General features: G+C 63.1%; 18 protein-coding genes and 1 pseudogene. 15 read left to right on the top strand and 4 right to left on the bottom strand.

The window, feature by feature from the left end:
- Positions 1–68: 68 nt before the first annotated feature.
- Genes ASD44_RS06240 through ASD44_RS06230 form a run of 3 tightly spaced genes read right to left on the bottom strand, consistent with a single transcriptional unit; the run spans position 69 to position 2,547 of the window.
- Positions 69–1,295 carry a GNAT family N-acetyltransferase gene (locus ASD44_RS06240; protein ID WP_056109885.1) on the bottom strand — a complete coding sequence of 409 codons (1,227 nt, stop codon included), beginning with the start codon at positions 1,293–1,295 and terminating at the stop codon, positions 69–71.
- 56 nt (positions 1,296–1,351) lie between these two features.
- Complete coding sequence (locus ASD44_RS06235) at positions 1,352–2,077, bottom strand: glycerophosphodiester phosphodiesterase (RefSeq protein ID WP_056109882.1); 726 nt, start codon at positions 2,075–2,077, stop codon at positions 1,352–1,354.
- A 5-nt stretch (positions 2,078–2,082) separates the two neighbouring features.
- Positions 2,083–2,547, bottom strand: coding sequence for a RidA family protein (locus tag ASD44_RS06230; protein ID WP_056109880.1), 465 nt, complete (start codon positions 2,545–2,547; stop codon positions 2,083–2,085).
- A gap of 136 nt (positions 2,548–2,683) precedes the next feature.
- On the opposite strand from ASD44_RS06230, the gene ASD44_RS06225 reads away from it, so the two are divergent.
- Together ASD44_RS06225 and ASD44_RS06220 are read left to right on the top strand one after the other, a co-directional pair.
- Positions 2,684–3,517, top strand: a complete 834-nt coding sequence (locus ASD44_RS06225) for a cell envelope integrity EipB family protein (RefSeq protein WP_056109879.1) — start codon at positions 2,684–2,686, stop codon at positions 3,515–3,517.
- A 10-nt stretch (positions 3,518–3,527) separates the two neighbouring features.
- Positions 3,528–3,812 (top strand): DUF4031 domain-containing protein, encoded by a 285-nt coding sequence (locus tag ASD44_RS06220; RefSeq protein ID WP_056109877.1) that lies wholly within the window; start codon positions 3,528–3,530, stop codon positions 3,810–3,812.
- On the opposite strand, the gene chrA is transcribed toward ASD44_RS06220, so the two are convergent.
- Entirely contained in the window at positions 3,803–5,026 is a 1,224-nt protein-coding gene (gene chrA / locus ASD44_RS06215; protein WP_056109875.1) for a chromate efflux transporter, read from the bottom strand. The two genes, ASD44_RS06220 and chrA, sit on opposite strands and share 10 nt — an antisense overlap.
- Before the next feature lie 266 nt (positions 5,027–5,292).
- Between chrA and rpsB the strand changes: the two genes are divergently transcribed.
- The 13 genes and pseudogenes from rpsB (at position 5,293) to lpxB (ending at position 18,591) form a co-directional block, all read left to right on the top strand.
- The gene (rpsB, locus tag ASD44_RS06210) at positions 5,293–6,108 is read left to right on the top strand and encodes a 30S ribosomal protein S2 (protein WP_056109873.1); all 816 of its coding nucleotides are present in this window, start codon (positions 5,293–5,295) and stop codon (positions 6,106–6,108) included.
- A 134-nt stretch (positions 6,109–6,242) separates the two neighbouring features.
- A complete protein-coding gene (gene tsf / locus ASD44_RS06205; protein ID WP_056115545.1) occupies positions 6,243–7,163 on the top strand; it encodes a translation elongation factor Ts in 921 nt (306 codons plus the stop codon).
- 218 nt (positions 7,164–7,381) lie between these two features.
- Positions 7,382–8,104, top strand: coding sequence for a UMP kinase (gene pyrH / locus ASD44_RS06195; protein ID WP_056109869.1), 723 nt, complete (start codon positions 7,382–7,384; stop codon positions 8,102–8,104).
- A gap of 34 nt (positions 8,105–8,138) precedes the next feature.
- Complete coding sequence (frr, locus tag ASD44_RS06190) at positions 8,139–8,693, top strand: ribosome recycling factor (RefSeq protein ID WP_056109867.1); 555 nt, start codon at positions 8,139–8,141, stop codon at positions 8,691–8,693.
- Positions 8,694–8,716: 23 nt separating this feature from the next.
- Positions 8,717–9,454 (top strand): annotated as a pseudogene (locus tag ASD44_RS06185) (isoprenyl transferase); the annotation flags it as partial.
- Positions 9,455–9,461: 7 nt separating this feature from the next.
- Positions 9,462–10,286 carry a phosphatidate cytidylyltransferase gene (locus ASD44_RS06180; RefSeq protein WP_056115539.1) on the top strand — a complete coding sequence of 275 codons (825 nt, stop codon included), beginning with the start codon at positions 9,462–9,464 and terminating at the stop codon, positions 10,284–10,286.
- Positions 10,287–10,371: 85 nt separating this feature from the next.
- Positions 10,372–11,514: an RIP metalloprotease RseP gene (gene rseP, locus ASD44_RS06175; RefSeq protein WP_056109864.1), complete on the top strand. Its 1,143-nt coding sequence runs from the start codon at positions 10,372–10,374 to the stop codon at positions 11,512–11,514.
- 220 nt (positions 11,515–11,734) lie between these two features.
- Entirely contained in the window at positions 11,735–14,098 is a 2,364-nt protein-coding gene (bamA, locus tag ASD44_RS06170; RefSeq protein WP_056109862.1) for an outer membrane protein assembly factor BamA, read from the top strand.
- 66 nt (positions 14,099–14,164) lie between these two features.
- Positions 14,165–15,217 carry a UDP-3-O-(3-hydroxymyristoyl)glucosamine N-acyltransferase gene (lpxD, locus tag ASD44_RS06165; protein WP_056109860.1) on the top strand — a complete coding sequence of 351 codons (1,053 nt, stop codon included), beginning with the start codon at positions 14,165–14,167 and terminating at the stop codon, positions 15,215–15,217.
- The gene (gene fabZ, locus ASD44_RS06160; RefSeq protein ID WP_056109858.1) at positions 15,210–15,674 is read left to right on the top strand and encodes a 3-hydroxyacyl-ACP dehydratase FabZ; all 465 of its coding nucleotides are present in this window, start codon (positions 15,210–15,212) and stop codon (positions 15,672–15,674) included. Before lpxD ends, fabZ begins: the two co-directional genes overlap by 8 nt.
- 14 nt (positions 15,675–15,688) lie before the next feature.
- Positions 15,689–16,522 (top strand): acyl-ACP--UDP-N-acetylglucosamine O-acyltransferase, encoded by an 834-nt coding sequence (gene lpxA, locus ASD44_RS06155; protein ID WP_056109857.1) that lies wholly within the window; start codon positions 15,689–15,691, stop codon positions 16,520–16,522.
- Positions 16,509–17,423, top strand: a complete 915-nt coding sequence (lpxI, locus tag ASD44_RS06150; RefSeq protein WP_056115534.1) for a UDP-2,3-diacylglucosamine diphosphatase LpxI — start codon at positions 16,509–16,511, stop codon at positions 17,421–17,423. Before lpxA ends, lpxI begins: the two co-directional genes overlap by 14 nt.
- Complete coding sequence (lpxB, locus tag ASD44_RS06145; RefSeq protein ID WP_244478727.1) at positions 17,398–18,591, top strand: lipid-A-disaccharide synthase; 1,194 nt, start codon at positions 17,398–17,400, stop codon at positions 18,589–18,591. The genes lpxI and lpxB overlap by 26 nt, the downstream gene beginning before the upstream one ends.
- Positions 18,592–18,655: the final 64 nt, after the last annotated feature.

Below are 18,655 nucleotides of genomic sequence, written 5' to 3'. Positions count from 1 at the left end.
GACTGACCGCAGGGGTACTCCAAACTGACGCCACTTGGCCATAGCCGGCGAGGCGCGCCAGACTGCGGTTACTCATCCTCTATCGTCTGTTCCAGGTTCTTGCGGAAAGGCGTGTGCTCTTCCAGATACCCGCTCATCTGCTCGACGTCCTGCCGCTCACGCCTGAGATAGTCGGCAATGGCGCGCCGCAGGCCAGGGTGGGCGATGTAATGCGCGGAATGCGTGGTGACGGGCCGGTAGCCGCGCGCCAGCTTGTGCTCCCCTTGCGCGCCGGCTTCGACGACCTTCAGCTTTCGCTCGATGGCGAAGTCGATTGCTTGATGGTAGCAGACCTCGAAATGCAGGAAGGGATGATCTTCGATACAGCCCCAGTTGCGGCCGAAAAGCGCGTCCGAGCCGATGAAATTGATCGCTCCGGCGATGTAGCGCCCGTTTCGTTTGGCCATGACAAGCAGGATATCGTCCGGCATGCGTTCGCCAATGAGCGAGAAGAACTCCCGGTTGAGATAGGGCCGGCCCCATTTGCGGCCGCCCGTATCCATGTAGAAGGCGTAGAAATCGTCCCACACCCGCTCGGTCAAATCCTTGCCGGTCAACCGCTCGATGCCGATGCCGTCGGCCAGCGCCTCGCGCCGCTCCTTCTTTAGCGCCTTGCGCTTGCGGGAGGCGAGCGTCGCCAGGAAATCGTCATAAGTGGCAAAACCTTCGTTGAAGAAATGGAACTGCTTGTCGGTGCGGTGAAGGAAGCCGGCAGCTTCGAGGGTCGGGATATCGGCTTGCGGCATGAACGTGACGTGTGCGGAGGATACGCCCACCCTGTCGGTGACGAGCTTGATGCCTGCGGCAAGGCCGGCCTTGACGGCATCCTCATCCTCGCCCTGCGACACAAGCAGGCGCGGTCCGGTTGCCGGGGTGAACGGGACACAGCATTGCAGCTTCGGATAGTATTGTCCGCCGGCGCGCTCGAAAGCGTCGGCCCAGCCATGGTCGAACACGTATTCGCCCTGGCTGTGCGACTTCACATAGCAGGGAACGGCGCCGAGCAGACGGCCGTCGGCCGTTTCCAGCCGCAGATGGTGGCCTTGCCAGCCGCTGCGGCGGATGGCGCAGCCGGAATCCTCCAGCGCACTCAGAAAGGCGAAGGAAAGGAAGGGGTTGTAGCCGCCCGGTGATCCGGGAACGGTGCCGCCGAGCTTGTCCCATTCAGGAGCATCGAACGCGGCCATGCCGTTGGCGATACGCACGACATAATCCGTCCGCGCAGTCTTGCCGGCTCCGTCGCTGCCTTGATTCATCAGCCTTACTTAATCGTCCGCATGGCGGGTGCAAGGCCACCCTGTGGCTTGCGACTTCACGCGACCGGCACTTCCGGGCGGAAGCCCTCGAAGGTGATCTGGTCTCCATATTTGTAGCTCAGCTCCAGCGCCGGCTGGTCGCGAACCGTCCAGGTGATGACCGGCATCTTCAGCTTCTTGCGCACGAAACTGACGAACGGATTCGGCAGGTCGCCGGCGGCGTAGGAAGTGAAGGCGAGGTCGTGGGCCAGCATGGAGAAATGCGCCTCGATCAGCCTGTTCTCCTTGCCATAGGCAGTGAGGCCGCCGGGGATGCCCGGCGCAAATTTGGAAAAATCGCGGATCAGCCAGTGGTCGAACGACATGATCGCCGCCTTGCCGTCGTATTTCTTCAGCCTTTCGCCGACCGCGGCCACCAGCCCTTCGTCGCGACCCGGCGTGCCTTTCAGTTCGATCACTAGGGGAACGCGCCCGGCGACCAGCTTCAGCATCTCGTCCAGTGTCGGGGCATGGTCGGCGGTGCCGCCGATGCGCAGTTGCCGCATCTCCGCAGCCGTGCGCTGCCAGACGAACCCGTCCTGGCCCGCCAGCCGCTTCAAGTCGTCATCATGGATGACGACCGGAACGAAATCCGACGTCAGATGGACATCGCATTCGATGGCGTAGTTGTGCTTCACGGCTGCTGAAAAGGCGGAAAGCGTGTTTTCCCACCGGGTCTTGTTGAGGTCATGCAGGCCGCGATGGGCGATGGGGCGCGCGGTCAACCAGGAAAGATCGCTCATGATCGCTATTCGACCTCGAATATCGCTTCGACCTCGACCGCTGCGTTGAGCGGCAACGAGGCGGTGCCCACGGCGGCGCGGGCGTGCTTGCCGCGCTCTCCAAGGACCGCCGCCAGAAGGTCGGACGCGCCGTTGGCGACCAGATGCTGCTCGGTGAAATCCGGGGTCGAGGCGACGAAGACCGTGATCTTCACCAGCTTGCTGATCTTCTCGAGATCGCCGAGCGCGGCCTTGGCCTGCGCCAGCACGTTGATGGCGCAGAACTTCGCCGCTTCCTTTCCCGTCGCAGTGTCGACTTCGCGTCCCAGCAGGCCGGCAGCCTGGAGCTTGCCATCCTTGAGCGGCAACTGTCCGGCCGTGAACAGCAGGTTGCCGGTTCGCGCATAGGGCACATAGTTGGCGGCCGGCGCCGCGGCCGCCGGGATGACGATGCCCAGATCGCTCAGCCGCTTTTCGATTGTTTCAGCCATGGTATTTCCCTATTGCTTGATGACATGCGTCGGCGTGGCCGAAATTGCTATTTTTGCCTCGCTTATGCCACGACTTTTTTTAAGCTGGATCATCTATCCCCGCGCGCTGCATCAGCCGCCATGACCGGAGACCGCCATGCGGGCCAAGCGCCTCGTTCTTCCAGCCCTGTTGCTTTCGGCTGCCCTGTTGCCAGCCCAGGCCTTGGCCGTGCCGCCCCTGCAGCCGCATCGCGCCGTCTATGACCTCTCGCTGGACAAGGCGTCCGAACGCTCCGGCATCACCGGCATCTCCGGCCGGATGGTCTACGAGTTCAATGGCTCGGCCTGTGAGGGGTATACGGTCAATTTCCGCTTTGTCACACAGATCGACACGCGTGAAAGTTCGCGGTTGACGGACCAGCAGACGACGACATTCGAGGACGGCCAGGGCAAGACTTTTTCCTTCCTCACCAAATCCTTCGTCGACCAGAATCTCGACAAGGAGGTGAGGGGCAAGGCGGTCCGCGATACCAAAGGGGTCAGGGTCGACATCGAGAAGCCGAAGAAGGATTCGCTGGAACTGACGGCCTCGCAGTTTCCGACACAGCATCTGGTCGAGTTGATCGGCAAGGCTGAAAAGGGTGAAAACTTTTACGAAACCAGCCTTTTCGACGGATCCGAGGATGCCAACAAGATCATGGCCACGACCGTCGTCGTCGGCAAGGCGACCGAGGCGAGCAAGAGCGACCCCGAATTGCCGGCTCTGTCGAAACTGGCCAAGGATAAGTACTGGCCGGTCGACATCGCGTATTTCGACGAAAGCGACAAGCAGGGTGGCGAGGAAGTTCCGCAGTACCGCATCTCCTTCAAGCTGCATGAGAACGGCCTGACGCGCGACCTGGTGATGGACTACGGCGAGTTTTCGATGACGGGCAAGTTGGTCAATCTTTCCCTGTTCGACCCGGCGCCGCAGAAGACCTGCAATCAGTAGCAGCCGGTGCATGGCGGTCTATGTCGATGCTGCGATCTGGAAGTGGGCCGGCCGCAAATGGTGCCATCTGCTGGCCGACGACGTCGATGAACTTCACCGTTTCGCCGCGCAGCTCGGCATAAAGCGCTCTTCCTACCAGGGACCGCCGAAAACGGCGGCGCCGCACTATGACATCACCGGTCTGGAGCGCGACCGGGCCGTGCGGCTGGGTGCGGTGGAATGCAGCCGCGAGCAGATCGTGGCGGTGTACAAGCGGGTGAAGGTGCGGGATTTCCGGCGGCAGCATCAGAGGTAGGCGCGCACCAGCATCACGGCCGGAACCAGCAGCACCACCGCCCAGGACGGCGCTCGCGCGAAAACCAGCACTGCGAAGCTGGCCAAGGCCAAACAAGCGTCGAACAGACTGAAAAGCGAACCTACCAGTACCGGATCATAGAAGGCGGCAGCCAGTACACCGACGACAGCGGCGTTCGTTCCCTGCATGGCCGCGTCGGTGCGGGCGTTTGCGCGCAAGGCGCCGACGAAGGGCAGGGCGCCATAGACGAGCAGCAGGCCCGGCAGGAATATCGCGATCAGCGCCATGAGGCCGAGGACGATGCCGGCGAAACCCGGAGCCATGCTCGCGCCGAGATAGGCCGCGAAGGTGAAGAGCGGGCCGGGCAGGGCCTGCGCCAGTCCGTAGCCAGCAAGAAAGCTTTCCTGGGATACCCAGCCGGGCTCGACCACAGAGGCTTGCAGCAAGGGCAACACGACGTGCCCGCCGCCGAAGACGAGCGCGCCGGATTGATAAAAGGCATTGAACTGTCCGACGATGTGCGCGCCGCCGCCGAGGGTTGCAGCCAGAGGCAATGCCACAAACAGCAGCATCGCCGCGGCGACCGCCGCCAGGCCAGCCTGCCTGGAGACCGGGACGGGGAGGCTCGATGGCGCCATGCCGGCCTTGGCTGTGCAGAAATAGGCGCCGAAAAGACCGCCGAGCACGATCGGTCCGATTTGCCCCAGGAAGCCGCCGACTGCCAGCGATATGGCGAGAGCTGCGAGGGCGATCAGAGCGCGCGGCAGGTCGGGCACCAATGAACGCGTCATGCCCCAAAGCGCCTGCGCCACTATGGCGGCCGCAACCAGCTTGAGCCCATGCACGATGGCGTCCGCCGTCGGGCCGGCCAACAACGCTGCTCCTAAACCGAAACCCAGCATCAGGACCGCCGAAGGCAGCGTAAAGCCCAGCCACGCGGCCAGGCCACCAATCAAGCCATTGCCGCGCAGCAGACCGAGCGAGAAGCCGACCTGGCTGGAGGCCGGCCCGGGCAGGAACTGGCACAGGGAAACGAGATCGGCATAATGCCGGTCATCCACCCACCGTCGGCGCGTTACGAACTCGTCGCGGAAATAACCGAGATGAGCGACGGGTCCGCCGAAAGAGATCAGCCCCAGCCTGAGGAAGATCAGGAAGATACTGGCGAACGTGCCGACGGCTTTGTCGGGTTCCATCGTTTCGGGAAGCGGCATGGGCCGGGCGGCCTTCCTGGTGGCAGGGCGGGTGGGTCGAAACCAATCGATGCCGGTTTGCCGCGCCGCGCGCAAGCGGCCTCGTGTCGCGGCACCCTATTGCCGCCCCGCTTGCTTTTCCCGGCCTTCCCCTTTATATGCGCGCTCATTCCACACACGGACTTTGGTTTCCGACCGGGAGAAATCCGGAGGCGACCGCCGGTGGCGTCAGGGGCTTTTCCCGAAACGTCGTTGTCCGTGGAGGCCAACCGGAAAGGAAATAAAGAATGGCATTGCCCGATTTCAGCATGCGCCAGCTTCTTGAAGCTGGTTCCCACTTCGGCCACCAGACCCACCGCTGGAACCCGAAGATGGCGCCCTACATCTACGGCGCCCGCAACAACATCCACATCATCGACCTGTCGCAGACGGTTCCGCTGCTGCATCAGGCTTTGAAGCAGGTTTCCGATACTGTCGCCAAGGGCGGCCGCGTGCTGTTCGTCGGCACCAAGCGCCAGGCCTCTGACATCGTCGCCGACGCCGCGCAGCGTTCGGCCCAGTACTACGTCAACTCCCGCTGGCTCGGCGGCATGCTGACCAACTGGAAGACGATCTCCAATTCGATCCAGCGCTTGCGCAAGCTCGACGAGATCCTGTCGGGCGGCGAAGCCCATGGCTTCACCAAGAAGGAACGCCTGAACCTCGACCGTGAGCGCGAGAAGCTCGACAAGGCGCTCGGCGGCATCAAGGACATGGGCTCGACGCCCGACCTGATGTTCGTCATCGACACCAACAAGGAAGCCATCGCCATCCTCGAGGCGAAGCGTCTCGGCATCCCGGTCGTCGCGATCATCGATTCCAACTGCGATCCGGACAAGATCGACTTCCCGATCCCCGGCAATGACGACGCGGCGCGCGCCATCCAGCTTTATTGCGATCTGATCGCCAAGGCGGCGATCGACGGTATCGCGCGCCAGCAGGGCGCTCTGGGCGTCGACGTCGGCGCTTCGGCTGAGGCTCCGGTCGAGCCGGCCATCGAAGAAGCGTCGGCTCCGGTTGCCGAGGAGACGCCTGCTCCGACGGACGACGCACCGAAAGCCTGATCGTGGAGGCCGTTCGCGGCCTTCATCCATCTCACACATCGGCGCGCTAAGCGCTTGAGCGAGGCGCATCATCGAAGGCTCGATGGTGCGCCACCCATTTGAATCCAATGGGCATTTCGAACAAAGAGGCGACAATGAGCATTTCAGCAGCACAGGTCAAAGAACTGCGCGACCTCACCGGCGCGGGCATGATGGACTGCAAGGCGGCCCTGGCCGAAACCAATGGCGATATGGAAGCCGCGGTCGACTGGCTGCGCAAGAAGGGCATTTCCAAGGCCGACAAGAAGGCCAGCCGCACCGCGGCCGAGGGCCTTATCGGCGTCGATTCCGGCGTGCGCGAAGCGGCGATCGTCGAGGTCAATTCCGAGACCGACTTCGTCGCCCGCAACGACGCCTTCCAGCAGATCGTCGCCAATGTCTCCAAGGTCGCCCTGGCCTATGGCAAGACGGAAGCTGTCGCCGCGGCGAAGTATCCCGGTTCCGACAAGTCGGTCACCGACACCATCAAGGATGCCGTCGGCACCATCGGCGAAAACCTGTCCTTCCGTCGCTCCGACAAGCTTACGGTCAGCCAGGGCGCGGTTGCGACGTACATCCACAATTCGGTTGCCGATAATCTCGGCAAGCTTGGCGTGCTCGTGGCGATCGAGACGACCGGCGATGCGCACAAGGCCGGCGCCTTCGCGCGTCAGGTCGCCATGCATATCGCGGCGATCAACCCGCTGGCGCTGAGCGAATCGGAAATCGATCCGGCCGCTGTCGAGCGCGAGAAGGCGATCTTCTCGGATCAGGCGCGCGCCTCCGGCAAGCCCGAGAACATCATCGAGAAGATGGTCGAGGGCCGGCTGCGCAAGTTCTACGAGGAAGTGGTGCTGTTGAAGCAGGCTTTCGTGCTCAATCCCGACCTCACCGTCGAGAAGGCGCTGAAGGAAGCCGAGAAGGAAATCGGCGCTCCGGCCAAGATCACCGCCTATGTGCGTTTCGCCCTCGGCGAAGGCATCGAGAAGGAACAGACCGACTTCGCGGCGGAAGTTGCGGCTGCCGCCAAGGGCTAGGTCTCCAGCATTTTTACGAGCGTTTATCGGTCGGGTGTCCTGAAAGATGCCCGGCCGATTTTCTGTTTGAACTCAAGGAAAACGTTCGAAAGCACGCGTGCGGCCCCGCGTGACATCGCGGTGTCCTTCGTGTATCGGGTCAAGCCATTGCGGCAATATCGGGTGGCGCCGGGCGGCGAGCCGCCCTGCATGTCCGCCACCATGATTTCGGGGACGATATGACGGCAAAGCCTCTCTACCGACGTGTCCTGCTCAAGGCTTCCGGCGAAGCGCTCATGGGCGATCAGCATTTCGGCATCGACGTATCGGTTGTGGACCGCATCGCATCGGACATTGCTGAAGCGCGGGCGCTGGGCATCGAGGTGGGCGTGGTCATCGGTGGTGGCAATATCTTCCGCGGCGTCGCGGTCGCCTCCAAGGGCGGAGACCGTGTTACCGGCGACCATATGGGCATGCTGGCGACGGTCATCAATTCGCTGGCGCTGCGTACCTCCCTCATCAAGATCGGCGTCGATGCGGTGGTGCTGTCGGCCATCGCCATGCCGGAACTGTGCGAAAGCTTCTCGCAGCGCCAGGCCACCGCCTATATGAACCAGGGCAAGGTCGTCATCTTCGCCGGCGGCACGGGAAACCCGTTCTTCACCACCGATTCGGCGGCCGCGCTGCGTGCGGCCGAAATCGGCGCCGATGCCCTGTTCAAGGGCACGCAGGTGGACGGTGTCTATTCCGCCGATCCGAAGAAGGACCCCAAGGCGACCCGTTTCGAGCGGATCAGCCATGCCGAAGTGATCAATCGCGGTCTCTCGATCATGGATACGGCTGCGATTGCCCTTGCGCGCGAAAACAACATTCCGATAATCGTCTATTCGATCCACGAGAAGGGCGGGTTTGGCGATATACTGAGAGGCGGCGGCCGGTGCACGGTCGTCGCAGACGATTGAAAGCGAGCCCGGCGAACGGGCCGAGGAGACGGTTATGAGTGGCGACTATGACGATCTGAAACGGCGCATGGACGGGGCGATCGCCGCCTTCAAGCAGGACTTGGCTTCGCTGCGCACCGGGCGTGCCTCGAGCAATCTCCTCGACGCCGTGCAGGTGCAGGCCTACGGCACCGCCATGCCGATCAATCAGGTCGCCAGCGTATCGGTTCCGGAGCCGCGCATGATCTCGGTGTCGGTCTGGGACAAATCCATGGTCAGCGCCGTCGACCGCGCCATCCGCGAAGCCAATCTCGGCTTCAACCCCATCGTCGATGGCACCAATTTGCGCATACCGCTGCCCGAGCTCAACGAGCAGCGGCGCAAGGAACTGGTGAAGATTTCGCATGGCTATGCCGAGAATGCCCGTGTCGCTGCGCGCCATGTGCGCCGCGACGGTATGGACTTTCTCAAGAAAGCGGAAAAGGACGGCGATATTTCCGAGGACGACCAGCGCAAGCGATCCGACAGCGTGCAAAAGCTGACGGACGAGACGATCAGCACCATCGACAGTCTGCTTTCCGAAAAGGAAGCGGAAATCATGCAGGTTTAGGGTCTGCTGCAAAGCCACCCGAAAGCGAGAGAATGGCAAGCCCCGGGGCACCCGCGCATGTCGCGATCATCATGGACGGCAATGGCCGCTGGGCTAAGGCCCGCGGCCTGCCGCGACTTGCCGGCCACCGGGCCGGCGTCGAGGCGTTGCGCCAGGCGGTGCGGGCGGCTCCGCAGTTCGGAGTGTCCTATTTGACGGTGTATGCCTTCTCGTCCGAGAACTGGTCGCGGCCGAAGTCGGAAGTCAGCGACCTGATGGGATTGCTGAAGCTTTTCATCCGGCGCGATCTCGCCGAATTGCACCAGAACGGCGTCAAGGTTCGTATCATCGGCGACCGCGTCGGCCTGCAGCCGGACATTCGCGGCCTGCTTGAAGACGCCGAGGCGCTGACCGCCGGCAACACAGGACTGACGCTCGTCATCGCCTTCAACTATGGCGGGCGCGACGAGATCGTACGCGCCGCGAGCCGCTTGGCGAATGCCGTCGCCCGAGGCGAAATCGCCGCCGAGGCGATCACCATGGAAACGTTTTCGTCCGCCCTGGACACCTCGGACATTCCCGACCCTGACCTGGTCATCCGCACCAGCGGTGAATTGCGGCTTTCCAACTTTCTTCTGTGGCAGGCGGCATACAGCGAACTGGTTTTCCTGCCGTGCTACTGGCCCGATTTCAGCCGCGACCATTTTGCCGAAGCGCTGCGCGATTTCAGCGGGCGTCAAAGGCGGTTTGGAGGCCTCGCCGCTCAAGACGTCGCGTCATGAGCGCGCAATGAGCAACCTTCAAGTTCGCGTCATTTCGGCGCTTGTGCTGGTTGCGGTCATTCTTGTTCCGACATGGTTCGGCGGTTTCCTGTTCCGATTGGCCAGCGCGGTAATCGCTGGCGCGATTTTCTACGAATGGACGCAGATGGCGCGGTCGGCGGTGTCGTCGATCGGGCCGGCCACAAACCTGCTGCCGCAAGCGCTCATGCTGGTTTTCGCGCTGGCGGTGGTCGCCGATTTGCCGGCCTGGTCCCTTCTGCTGCTGCTGGCGGCTATCGTGGCGGCGACGGCCATTTTTTCCTCCATGCGCGGCACCGGACAATGGGACGCCGCCGGGCTCGCCTATGCCGGGCTTTCCGGCCTGTCGCTGGCGCTGCTTCGCGATTCCAACCATGCAGGGCTGGTTGCGGTGCTGTTTCTTTTCGCAGTCGTCTGGGCGACAGACGTCTTTGCCTATTTCGTCGGGCGCGCGGTCGGCGGGCCGAAGCTCGCGCCCTCCATATCGCCCGGCAAGACACGCAGCGGCGCGGTCGGCGGCGCGGTTGGCGGCGTCGTGGCCGGCGTGCTGCTGGCGATCCTGGCCGGCGCCGGCAATATTTTCACGCTGGCTTTGGTGGCGCTGGTGCTTTCAGTCGTCGCCCAGGCAGGCGACCTGTTCGAATCCTGGGTCAAGCGGCGGCATGGGCGCAAGGATTCGGGCAATCTGATCCCTGGCCATGGCGGCGTCATGGACAGGGTGGACGGGCTTGTCGCGGCGGCGTTCGCCCTTTACCTGATCGGCTGGATGGCGGCGTCGGCCGAGCACCCGGCGCAGGGACTTTTCCCCGCATGAAGGGCGCGGGCTGTTGCGCGCGTCATGGATTTGCCTGCTTTGACGAAGAAGTCAGAGCCGGCCGTTACGGCATAGAGGGCACCTTTTGACCGAGATCATGCACGCCGTCTTCAGCACCGAGGGCATTGTCCTCGGCACGCTCGTGCCGTTCCTGTTCGTGCTGACGGTCGTGGTCTTCGTGCATGAGATGGGTCACTATCTGGTCGGCCGCGCCTGCGGCATCGGCGTTCAGGCCTTTTCCATCGGTTTCGGGCCGGAACTCGTCGGCTTCAACGACAGGCACGGCACGCGCTGGAAGCTCTGCGCCGTGCCGCTCGGCGGCTATGTGAAGTTCGTCGGAGATATGAACGCGACCTCCAGCCAGCCCGGCGCCGAGGAACTCGACGCCCTGAGCGAGGACGAGCGCAAGGTCGCCTTCCACACGCAGCCGATCTGGAAGCGCGCCGCCACCGTGTTCGCCGGTCCGCTGTTCAATTTCCTTTTGACCATCGCTGTGTTTACCGTGCTGTTTTCCGTCTACGGGCGCTATGTCTCGGAGCCGATGGTGGCTTCGGTGACCGCCGGCAGCCCCGCCGCACAGGCCGGAGTGATGCCGGGCGACCGTTTCGTCAGCGTCGATGGTCGCAAGGTCGAAACCTTCGGCGACGTGCAGCGGCTGGTTTCAGGCCGGGCAGGGGACGCGATCACCTTCGTCATGCTGCGCGATGGCAAGGAAGTCAGTCTGACCGCGACGCCGAGCCTGATGGAGCAGGAAGACGCGCTTGGAAACAAGGTCAAGGTTGCGATCATCGGTGTCACCAATAACGAGCAGGTCGGCCAGCCGCGGCTCGTCACTTACGGTCCGGTGCAGGCGCTTTCAGCGGCGGTGTCGGAAACCGGCCATATCATCGAGCGCACAGGCCAGTTCCTGACGCGCTTCGCCGTCGGCCGGGAGGACAAATGCCAGCTCGGCGGTCCGGTGAAGATCGCCGGCATGGCCGGTCAGGCGGCCAAGCTCGGCTTCGAATGGCTGGTGCAGCTGGTGGCGTTGCTGTCCGTCGGCATCGGCATCCTCAATCTGCTGCCGATTCCACCGCTGGATGGCGGGCATCTCGCCTTTTATGCCATCGAGGCGGTCATCAGGCGGCCCGTTTCGGAATGGATGATGGAGGCCGTCTACCGAACGGGGTTGGTTCTGGTTCTGGGCTTCATGGGGTTCGTGTTCTGGAACGATCTGTTCGGGTGCTGAAATCATGAACAAATTCAGTACGTCAGCCAATGGCATTGAGGGTGCGTTTACCATGCGTGGGGATATGCGTGACGCGAAAGCCACGCCTGCGCGGGAAGTAAATACAAATTAACCAGAAGCCTTGCGTGTAGGGAAAATCCGGTTATTACGGTATGGGAAATTTACCGCGACGTCCGGTTTTCTCGCCGTGGGGACTTCGAGAAAAAGGTTATAGAGCCCGATGAAGGCATCCAAGTTTCTTAGCGCTGCTTCAGCGGCGGCTTTGTCCGCCGCCCTGGTTGTTCCAGGTGCGCTTGTTGTTCAGTTCGCCGCCGTTTCGGCGGCCGAGGCTGCTGTGGTGAGCAGGATCGAAGTGCGTGGCAACACGCGCGTCGATGCCGACACGATCCGCAACTATGTCTCGATCAAGCCCGGCAAGTCGTTCTCGGGCGGCGACATCGACGAGGCCGTCAAGGGCCTGTTCGGCACCGGCCTGTTCTCCGACGTCCAGATCAACCAGGTCGGCTCCTCGCTGGTCATCACCGTGTCCGAGTACAAGGTGGTCAACCAGGTGCTCTTCCAGGGCAACAAGAAGATCAAGGACGCGCAGCTTTCGAACGTCGTACAGCTGAAGCCGCGCGGTTCGTTCTCGCAGGCCACGCTCGACGCCGATGTCCAGGCGGTCAAGGCTGCCTACGGCAATATCGGCCGCGACGACGCCTCGGTGACGACGCAGATCATGGATCTGGGCGACAATCGCGTGAATGTTGTGTTCAACATCACCGAAGGCGACCGCACCAAGATCGCGGCGATCAATTTCGTCGGCAACACGGCCTATTCCAGCCGTCGTCTGGCCGATGTCATCAACACCAAGCGTTCGACCGTGCTGTCGTTCCTGCTGCGCGACGACGTCTATGACGAGCAGAAGCTGCGCGCCGACGAAGAGCTGCTGCGCCGTTTCTACTACAATCACGGCTATGCCGACTTCCAGGTCGTCTCGGCGTTCGGCGAGCTTGACGATGCGACCAACGAATACACCGTCACCATCACCGTGCAGGAAGGCGAGCGCTACCGCTTCGGCGACGTGTCCGTCGACAGCACCATTCCGGAAGTCGATGCGGCCTCTTTGAATTCGGTGGTCGAGTCCCATGCCGGCGATGTCTACAGCGCCAAGGATGTCGAAGATTCGATCATCGCCATCACCGAGCGTGTTGCTGGCCAGGGCTATGCCTTCGCGCAGGTTACGCCGCGCGGCGACCGCAATTACGAAAACCGCACCATTTCGGTTGTCTATACGGTCGATCAGGGCACCAAGGCCTATGTCGAGCGCATCGAGATCCGCGGCAATTCGCGTACGCGCGACTACGTCATCCGCCGCGAGTTCGATATCAGCGAAGGCGACGCCTTCAACCAGGTGTTGATCCAGCGCGCGAAGAAGCGGCTGGAAGCCCTCGATTTCTTTGAGAAGGTCGATATCTCCACGGCGCCCGGCTCCGAGCCGGACCAGGTCGTCCTGGTCGTCGATGTGACCGAGAAATCGACCGGTGAATTTTCCATTGGCGCCGGCTATTCGACCGGTGGCGACACGCCCGGCGCTTCGGTGCAGGGTTCGGTGTCCGAGCGCAACTTCCTCGGCCGCGGCCAGTTCATCCGCTTCTCGGCGGGCGGCGGCAAGAATTCGCGCGACTATTCGTTCTCATTCACGGAGCCGTATTTCCTCGGCCACCGCATCTCGGCTGGTTTCGACATCTTCAAGTCGACCCGCGACTATGACAATTACGACTCTGAATCGACCGGCGCGACGATCCGTTTCGGCCTGCCGATCACCGACAACATCACCACCCAACTTGCGTACAATATCTCCCAGGAGAAGTACGAGCTGGATGACGATTGCATAACCGCCGGTGGATATGACCCTCTGAAATGTACGGTCTCCACTGCAATCCTCGATGGCATCGATGAAAGCCCGTGGCTGAAGTCGTCGATCAGCGGCGCGCTGATCTACAACACCATCGACAACGAGAAGAAGCCGCATAGCGGTATCTACGCCAATCTCGGCGCCGAGTTCGCCGGCGTCGGCGGCGACGCCAAATATGTCAAGCTGACGGCGCGCGGTTCCTACTACCAGACATTGTCGGAAGAGCTGGATATCGTCGGCGTGTTTTCGGGCGGCGCTGGCTATATCGCCAGCTATGGCGATGGCAAGCTGCGCGTGTTCGACCATTTCAAGAGCAACGACCGTATGATCCGCGGCTTCGAGTACAATGGCATCGGTCCGATAGCCAACGATGCGGACGATCATGTCGGTGGTACGACCTATTTCAATGCTTCGGCGGAAGCGCAGTTCCCGCTGCCAGCAGTTCCGGAAAGCCTCGGCCTGCGTGGCGCGGTGTTTGCCGACGCTGCGACCCTCTACGGTACGGAGTTAGCGTCCAACCGTGTTCTGTCCGGGTCGGCTAATATGGAATGGCGCGCTTCCGTCGGCATCGGCATCCTGTGGGATTCGCCGTTCGGGCCGCTGCGCGTCGACTACGCCGTGCCGGTCAAGAAGGAAAAGACCGACGACGTCCAGGAACTCAACTTCGGCATGTCCACCCGCTTCTAAGCGCGGACGTTTCCGGGCCTCGCGGTCCGGAAACGTGTGACCCGATCAGCTGGATATTGCTTTGCGATGACCGAACCGGTGTTTTTCGCGCCTTCCCGCCAGTATACGGTGGCCGAGGTCGCGAACTTGACCGGCTCGTCGCTGGTCAACCCAGCCTATGCCGATACGGTCATCGACACCATAGCTTCCGCGACCGAAGGCGGCGAGCGCGCGCTCGTCTTCGTCGATGGCAAGCGCAATGCCGGCCTGATGGCGTCACTGTTCGCGACGGCCGTCCTTTGTCCCATTGAACTGGCTGACGCGGCGCCCACCGGCGTCGCCGTGCTGGTCAACCAGCGGCCGCAACTGGCGTTCGCCACGATCGGCAGGCTGCTTTTCCCGGCCGCGGCCACGCCCGTCGCGCTGACGTCTGAAAAGGGCATCTCCAAGCAGGCTCATGTGGATGCGACTGCGAAGGTCGAGAAGGGCGCCATCATCGAGGCCGGCGCGGTGGTCGGTCCGGGCGCCGCCATCGGCAGCGGCACCATCATTGCCCCCAACGCCGTAATCGGAGCCGGATGCCAGATCGGCCGTGATGGCTATGTCGGCCCCAATGTGAGCGTGCAATATGCGCTGATCGGCAATCGCGTCATCATCCATGGCGGCGCCAGCATCGGCCAGGACGGTTTCGGCTTCGTGCCGGGTCCGAAAGGCCCGGAACGTATGCCGCAGATCGGCCGCGTCATCATCCAGGACGATGTCGAGATCGGTTCCAACACCACGGTGGACCGCGGCGCCATGGCCGATACAATCATCGGCGAGGGGACCAAGATCGACAATCTGGTGCAGATCGCCCACAATGTCCGCATCGGGCGCGGCTGCATTATCGCTGGCCATTGCGGTCTTTCCGGTTCGGTGACGCTCGGCGATTTCGTCATGCTCGGCGGCCGTGTCGGCATCGCCGACCACATCACCGTTGGCGACCGCGCCCAGGTGGCCGCGTCTTCCGGCCTGATGTACGATATTCCGGCCGGCGAGCGCTGGGCCGGCCTGCCGGCGCAGCCGATGCGCGATTTCTTCCGCGAGCTTTCAGCCATCCGGAATTTCACCAAGCACACCAAGGGGGACAAGAATGGCTGACGCGGCGGGCGCTGCGCTGGAGGCGGTGGACATTATGGGGCTGTTGAAGCTCCTGCCACATCGCTATCCGTTCCTGATGATCGACCGCATCGTCGAGATCGACGGTGACGATTCCGCCGTCGGCATCAAGAACGTGACCATCAACGAGCCGCATTTCCTTGGCCATTTTCCGGACCAGCCGGTGATGCCGGGCGTGCTGATCATCGAGGCGATGGCGCAGACCGCCGGCGCCATCTGCATCCGCCAACTCGGGACGACCAAACCATCCCTGGTCTACTTCCTCACCATCGACGGGGCCAAGTTCCGCAAGCCCGTCGTTCCCGGCGATCAGTTGCGCATTGCGGTGAAGAAGATCAAAAAACGCGGCAATCTCCTCAAATTCGCCTGCGAGGGTCTTGTCGACGGCGCAAAAGTCGCGGAAGCCGAGATTTCCGCTATGATGGTCGAGAACGACTGAACCCCCGGGTGCTTATGAAAATCGAGACTTCCATCCATCCTTCGGCGGTTGTCGAAGCCGGCGCGCAGATCGGCGCGGGCGTTCGCATCGGTCCCTTCTGCCATGTCGGCGCCGATGCCATTGTCGCGGACAACGTGGAATTGGTCGGCCATGTCTCGATCATGGGAGCGACCACGGTCGGCGCAGGCACCAGGGTCTACCCGATGGCAACGCTCGGTGCGCCGCCGCAGAACGCGCGGCACAAGGGCGGGCGAACGACGCTCATCATCGGCTCGAACTGCACCATCCGCGAGGGCGTGACGATGCACACCGGCACCGATACAAGCCGGGGCGAAACGGTGATCGGCGACAATGGAAATTTCCTCGCCTATGCGCATGTCGCGCATGACTGCATCGTCGGCAAGAACGCGACCTTCGCCAATGGCGCGACGCTCGGCGGCCATTGCGAGATCGGCGACAACGTCAACATCGGCGGGCTGACCGCCGTGCACCAGTTCGTCCGCGTCGGCGACAATGCCTTTCTCGGCGGCTGCTCGGCCGTGGTCGGCGATGTCATCCCCTACGCGATTGCCGTAGGCAACCGTGCCCAGTTGCGCGGGCTCAACATTATCGGGCTGAAACGCTCGGGGCTTGAGCGCGCCGAAATCCATCTGCTGCGCCGGGCCTACCGGACGATCTTCGACCGCTCCCGCACCATCGGCGAGAATGTCGAACTGGCGCGCGGCGAATTTTCCGGATCGCCCACAGCCATGAAGATCATCGACTTCATCTCCAGCCGGGGCAAGCGCCATTACGCCATGCCGCCGCTGACGGGCGGAGCCGACGACGATGCCGATGACGAAGACTGAAGACGCCGCGCGTTTTCAGCTTCCTCCCGGCAGCAAGGTCGGGATCGTCGCCGGAGGCGGCAGCCTGCCCATCGAAGTGGCCGATACGCTGAAGCGGCAAGGCCTGGCCCCCTTCGTCCTCATTGTTGAAGGCGAGGTCGGGCCCGATGCCGGGCTTGACCGGTACGAACATGAGACATTGGCGCTGGAGCATGTCGGCTCGCTCACGGCCATACTGAAGCGCCATGGCGTCACCCATCTGGTGCTGGCCGGTGAGATTAGGCGACGCCCACGTCTTTCGGCCATGCGCCTCAATTTCGGGCTGTTGTCCATCGTTCCGCTCCTCCTCCGCGCGCTGGCGCGCGGCGACGACGGCCTATTGAAGATACTGGTTCGCGGCATTGAGGCACGGGGCTTCCAGGTGGTCGGCGCGCACGAGATCGTGCCCGATCTGCTTGCTAGCGAAGGCGCTTTCGGAAAGATCGCGCCTAAAAAATCGGACTGGCGGGACATCGAGGCCGCGCGTGCGGCCGCCAAGGCCATCGGGGCGCTCGACATCGGCCAGGCCGCGGTGGCGATCGGTGGCAGGGCTGTCGCGCTCGAAGGCATCGAGGGCACCAACGGCCTGTTGGAGCGGGTGAAGGATTTACGCGGTCACGGACGCCTTGCCGGAAAGGCGGGCGGGGTGCTGGTCAAATGCGCCAAGCCCGAGCAGGAAGTGCGCGCCGACCTGCCATCGATAGGCCCGCAGACCGTCGAATTGGCCCATGCCGCCGGGCTGTCCGGCATCGCCGTCGAGGCCGGGCGCTCGCTGGTGATGGAGGCGGGCAGGGTGATCGAAGCAGCAGACCGGCTGGGCCTGTTCGTCATCGGCCTGCCGGCGAAGGATGATGTTCATGGAGACCGCATCCATGGAGCATGAGCCGACGGACAGCAGGCCGCTCAGAATCGCGGTGGTCGCCGGGGAGGAATCCGGCGATCTGCTCGGCGCGGATCTCGTACGGGCGCTGCAGCTTGCCAGCGGCCGCGAGGTTCACCTTGCCGGCATCGGTGGTCGCCATTTGCAGCAACTCGGGCTTGCCTCGCTGTTCGATGCCGGAGAGATCGCGCTGGTCGGCGTCAGCGCCATCCTGCGCGACCTGCCGCGGCTGATCCGCCGCATCGGCCAGACAGCCGCTGCCATCGCCGCCGAGCAGCCGGATTGCCTCGTCACCATCGACAGTCCGGATTTCTCGCTGCGGGTTGCGAAGAAGGTGCGCGCGGCGAACCCGTCCATTCCGGTCATCCATTATGTCTGCCCCAGCGTCTGGGCCTGGAGGCCGGGCAGGGCGCCCGCCATGAAGCCCTATGTCGATCGCATATTGTGCCTGCTGCCCTTCGAGCCGGCCGAATTGCAGCGCCTGGGTGGGCCGCCGGGCACCTATGTCGGCCACCGGCTGACGCACGATGCCGGCGTCGCGCTGGCAGCCGAAGGACAGCGCAATCCGCGCGATCTCTCGGCGGAGCGTACCAAGACGCTGCTGTTGCTGCCGGGCTCCCGTCGCAGCGAGGTGCGCCGGCTGATCGAACCGTTCGGCGAAACCGTTTCGGTGCTGCAGGCGCGTGGGCATAGATTGCGGCTGCTGCTGCCGACCGTTCCGCATGTGGCCGATCTGGTGCGCGCGTCGGTTTCCGGCTGGCGGGATCAGCCCGAGATTGTCACCGCCCAGGACGCCAAATGGCAGGCTTTCGGCCAGGCTGATGCGGCGCTGATTGCCTCCGGCACGGTCTCGCTCGAACTTGCGCTGAGCGGGGTGCCGATGGTTTCGGCATACCGGCTGGACTCGGTCATGCGCCTTGCGCAGCGGCTGATCACGTCCTGGTCGGCATTGCTGCCGAACCTGATCGCCGACCGCGCCATCGTGCCGGAGTTCTACAACGACTATGTCCGGCCGGGGAATCTGGCGCGGCATGTCGAGGCGCTGTTCACCGACACCGAGATGCGCGCCTGGCAGAAGGAAGGCTTTGCGGAGGTGCGCCGCCGCATGGCGACCGACCGCCCGGCCGGCGAGATCGCAGCCGAGGCGGTGATGGAAGTAATTCGGCAATAGGCAATCGGCAATCGGGTAAATTGGCCTTGCACGGCTGAAATCTGTGCACGATGCAGTCTNACTG

Origin of the sequence: Mesorhizobium sp. Root554, assembly GCF_001427025.1 — a bacterium.
Taxonomy (GTDB): Bacteria; Pseudomonadota; Alphaproteobacteria; order Rhizobiales; family Rhizobiaceae; genus Mesorhizobium.
Note: the sequence above shows the minus strand (reverse complement) of the source record. Positions and strands in the feature narration are given on the sequence as shown.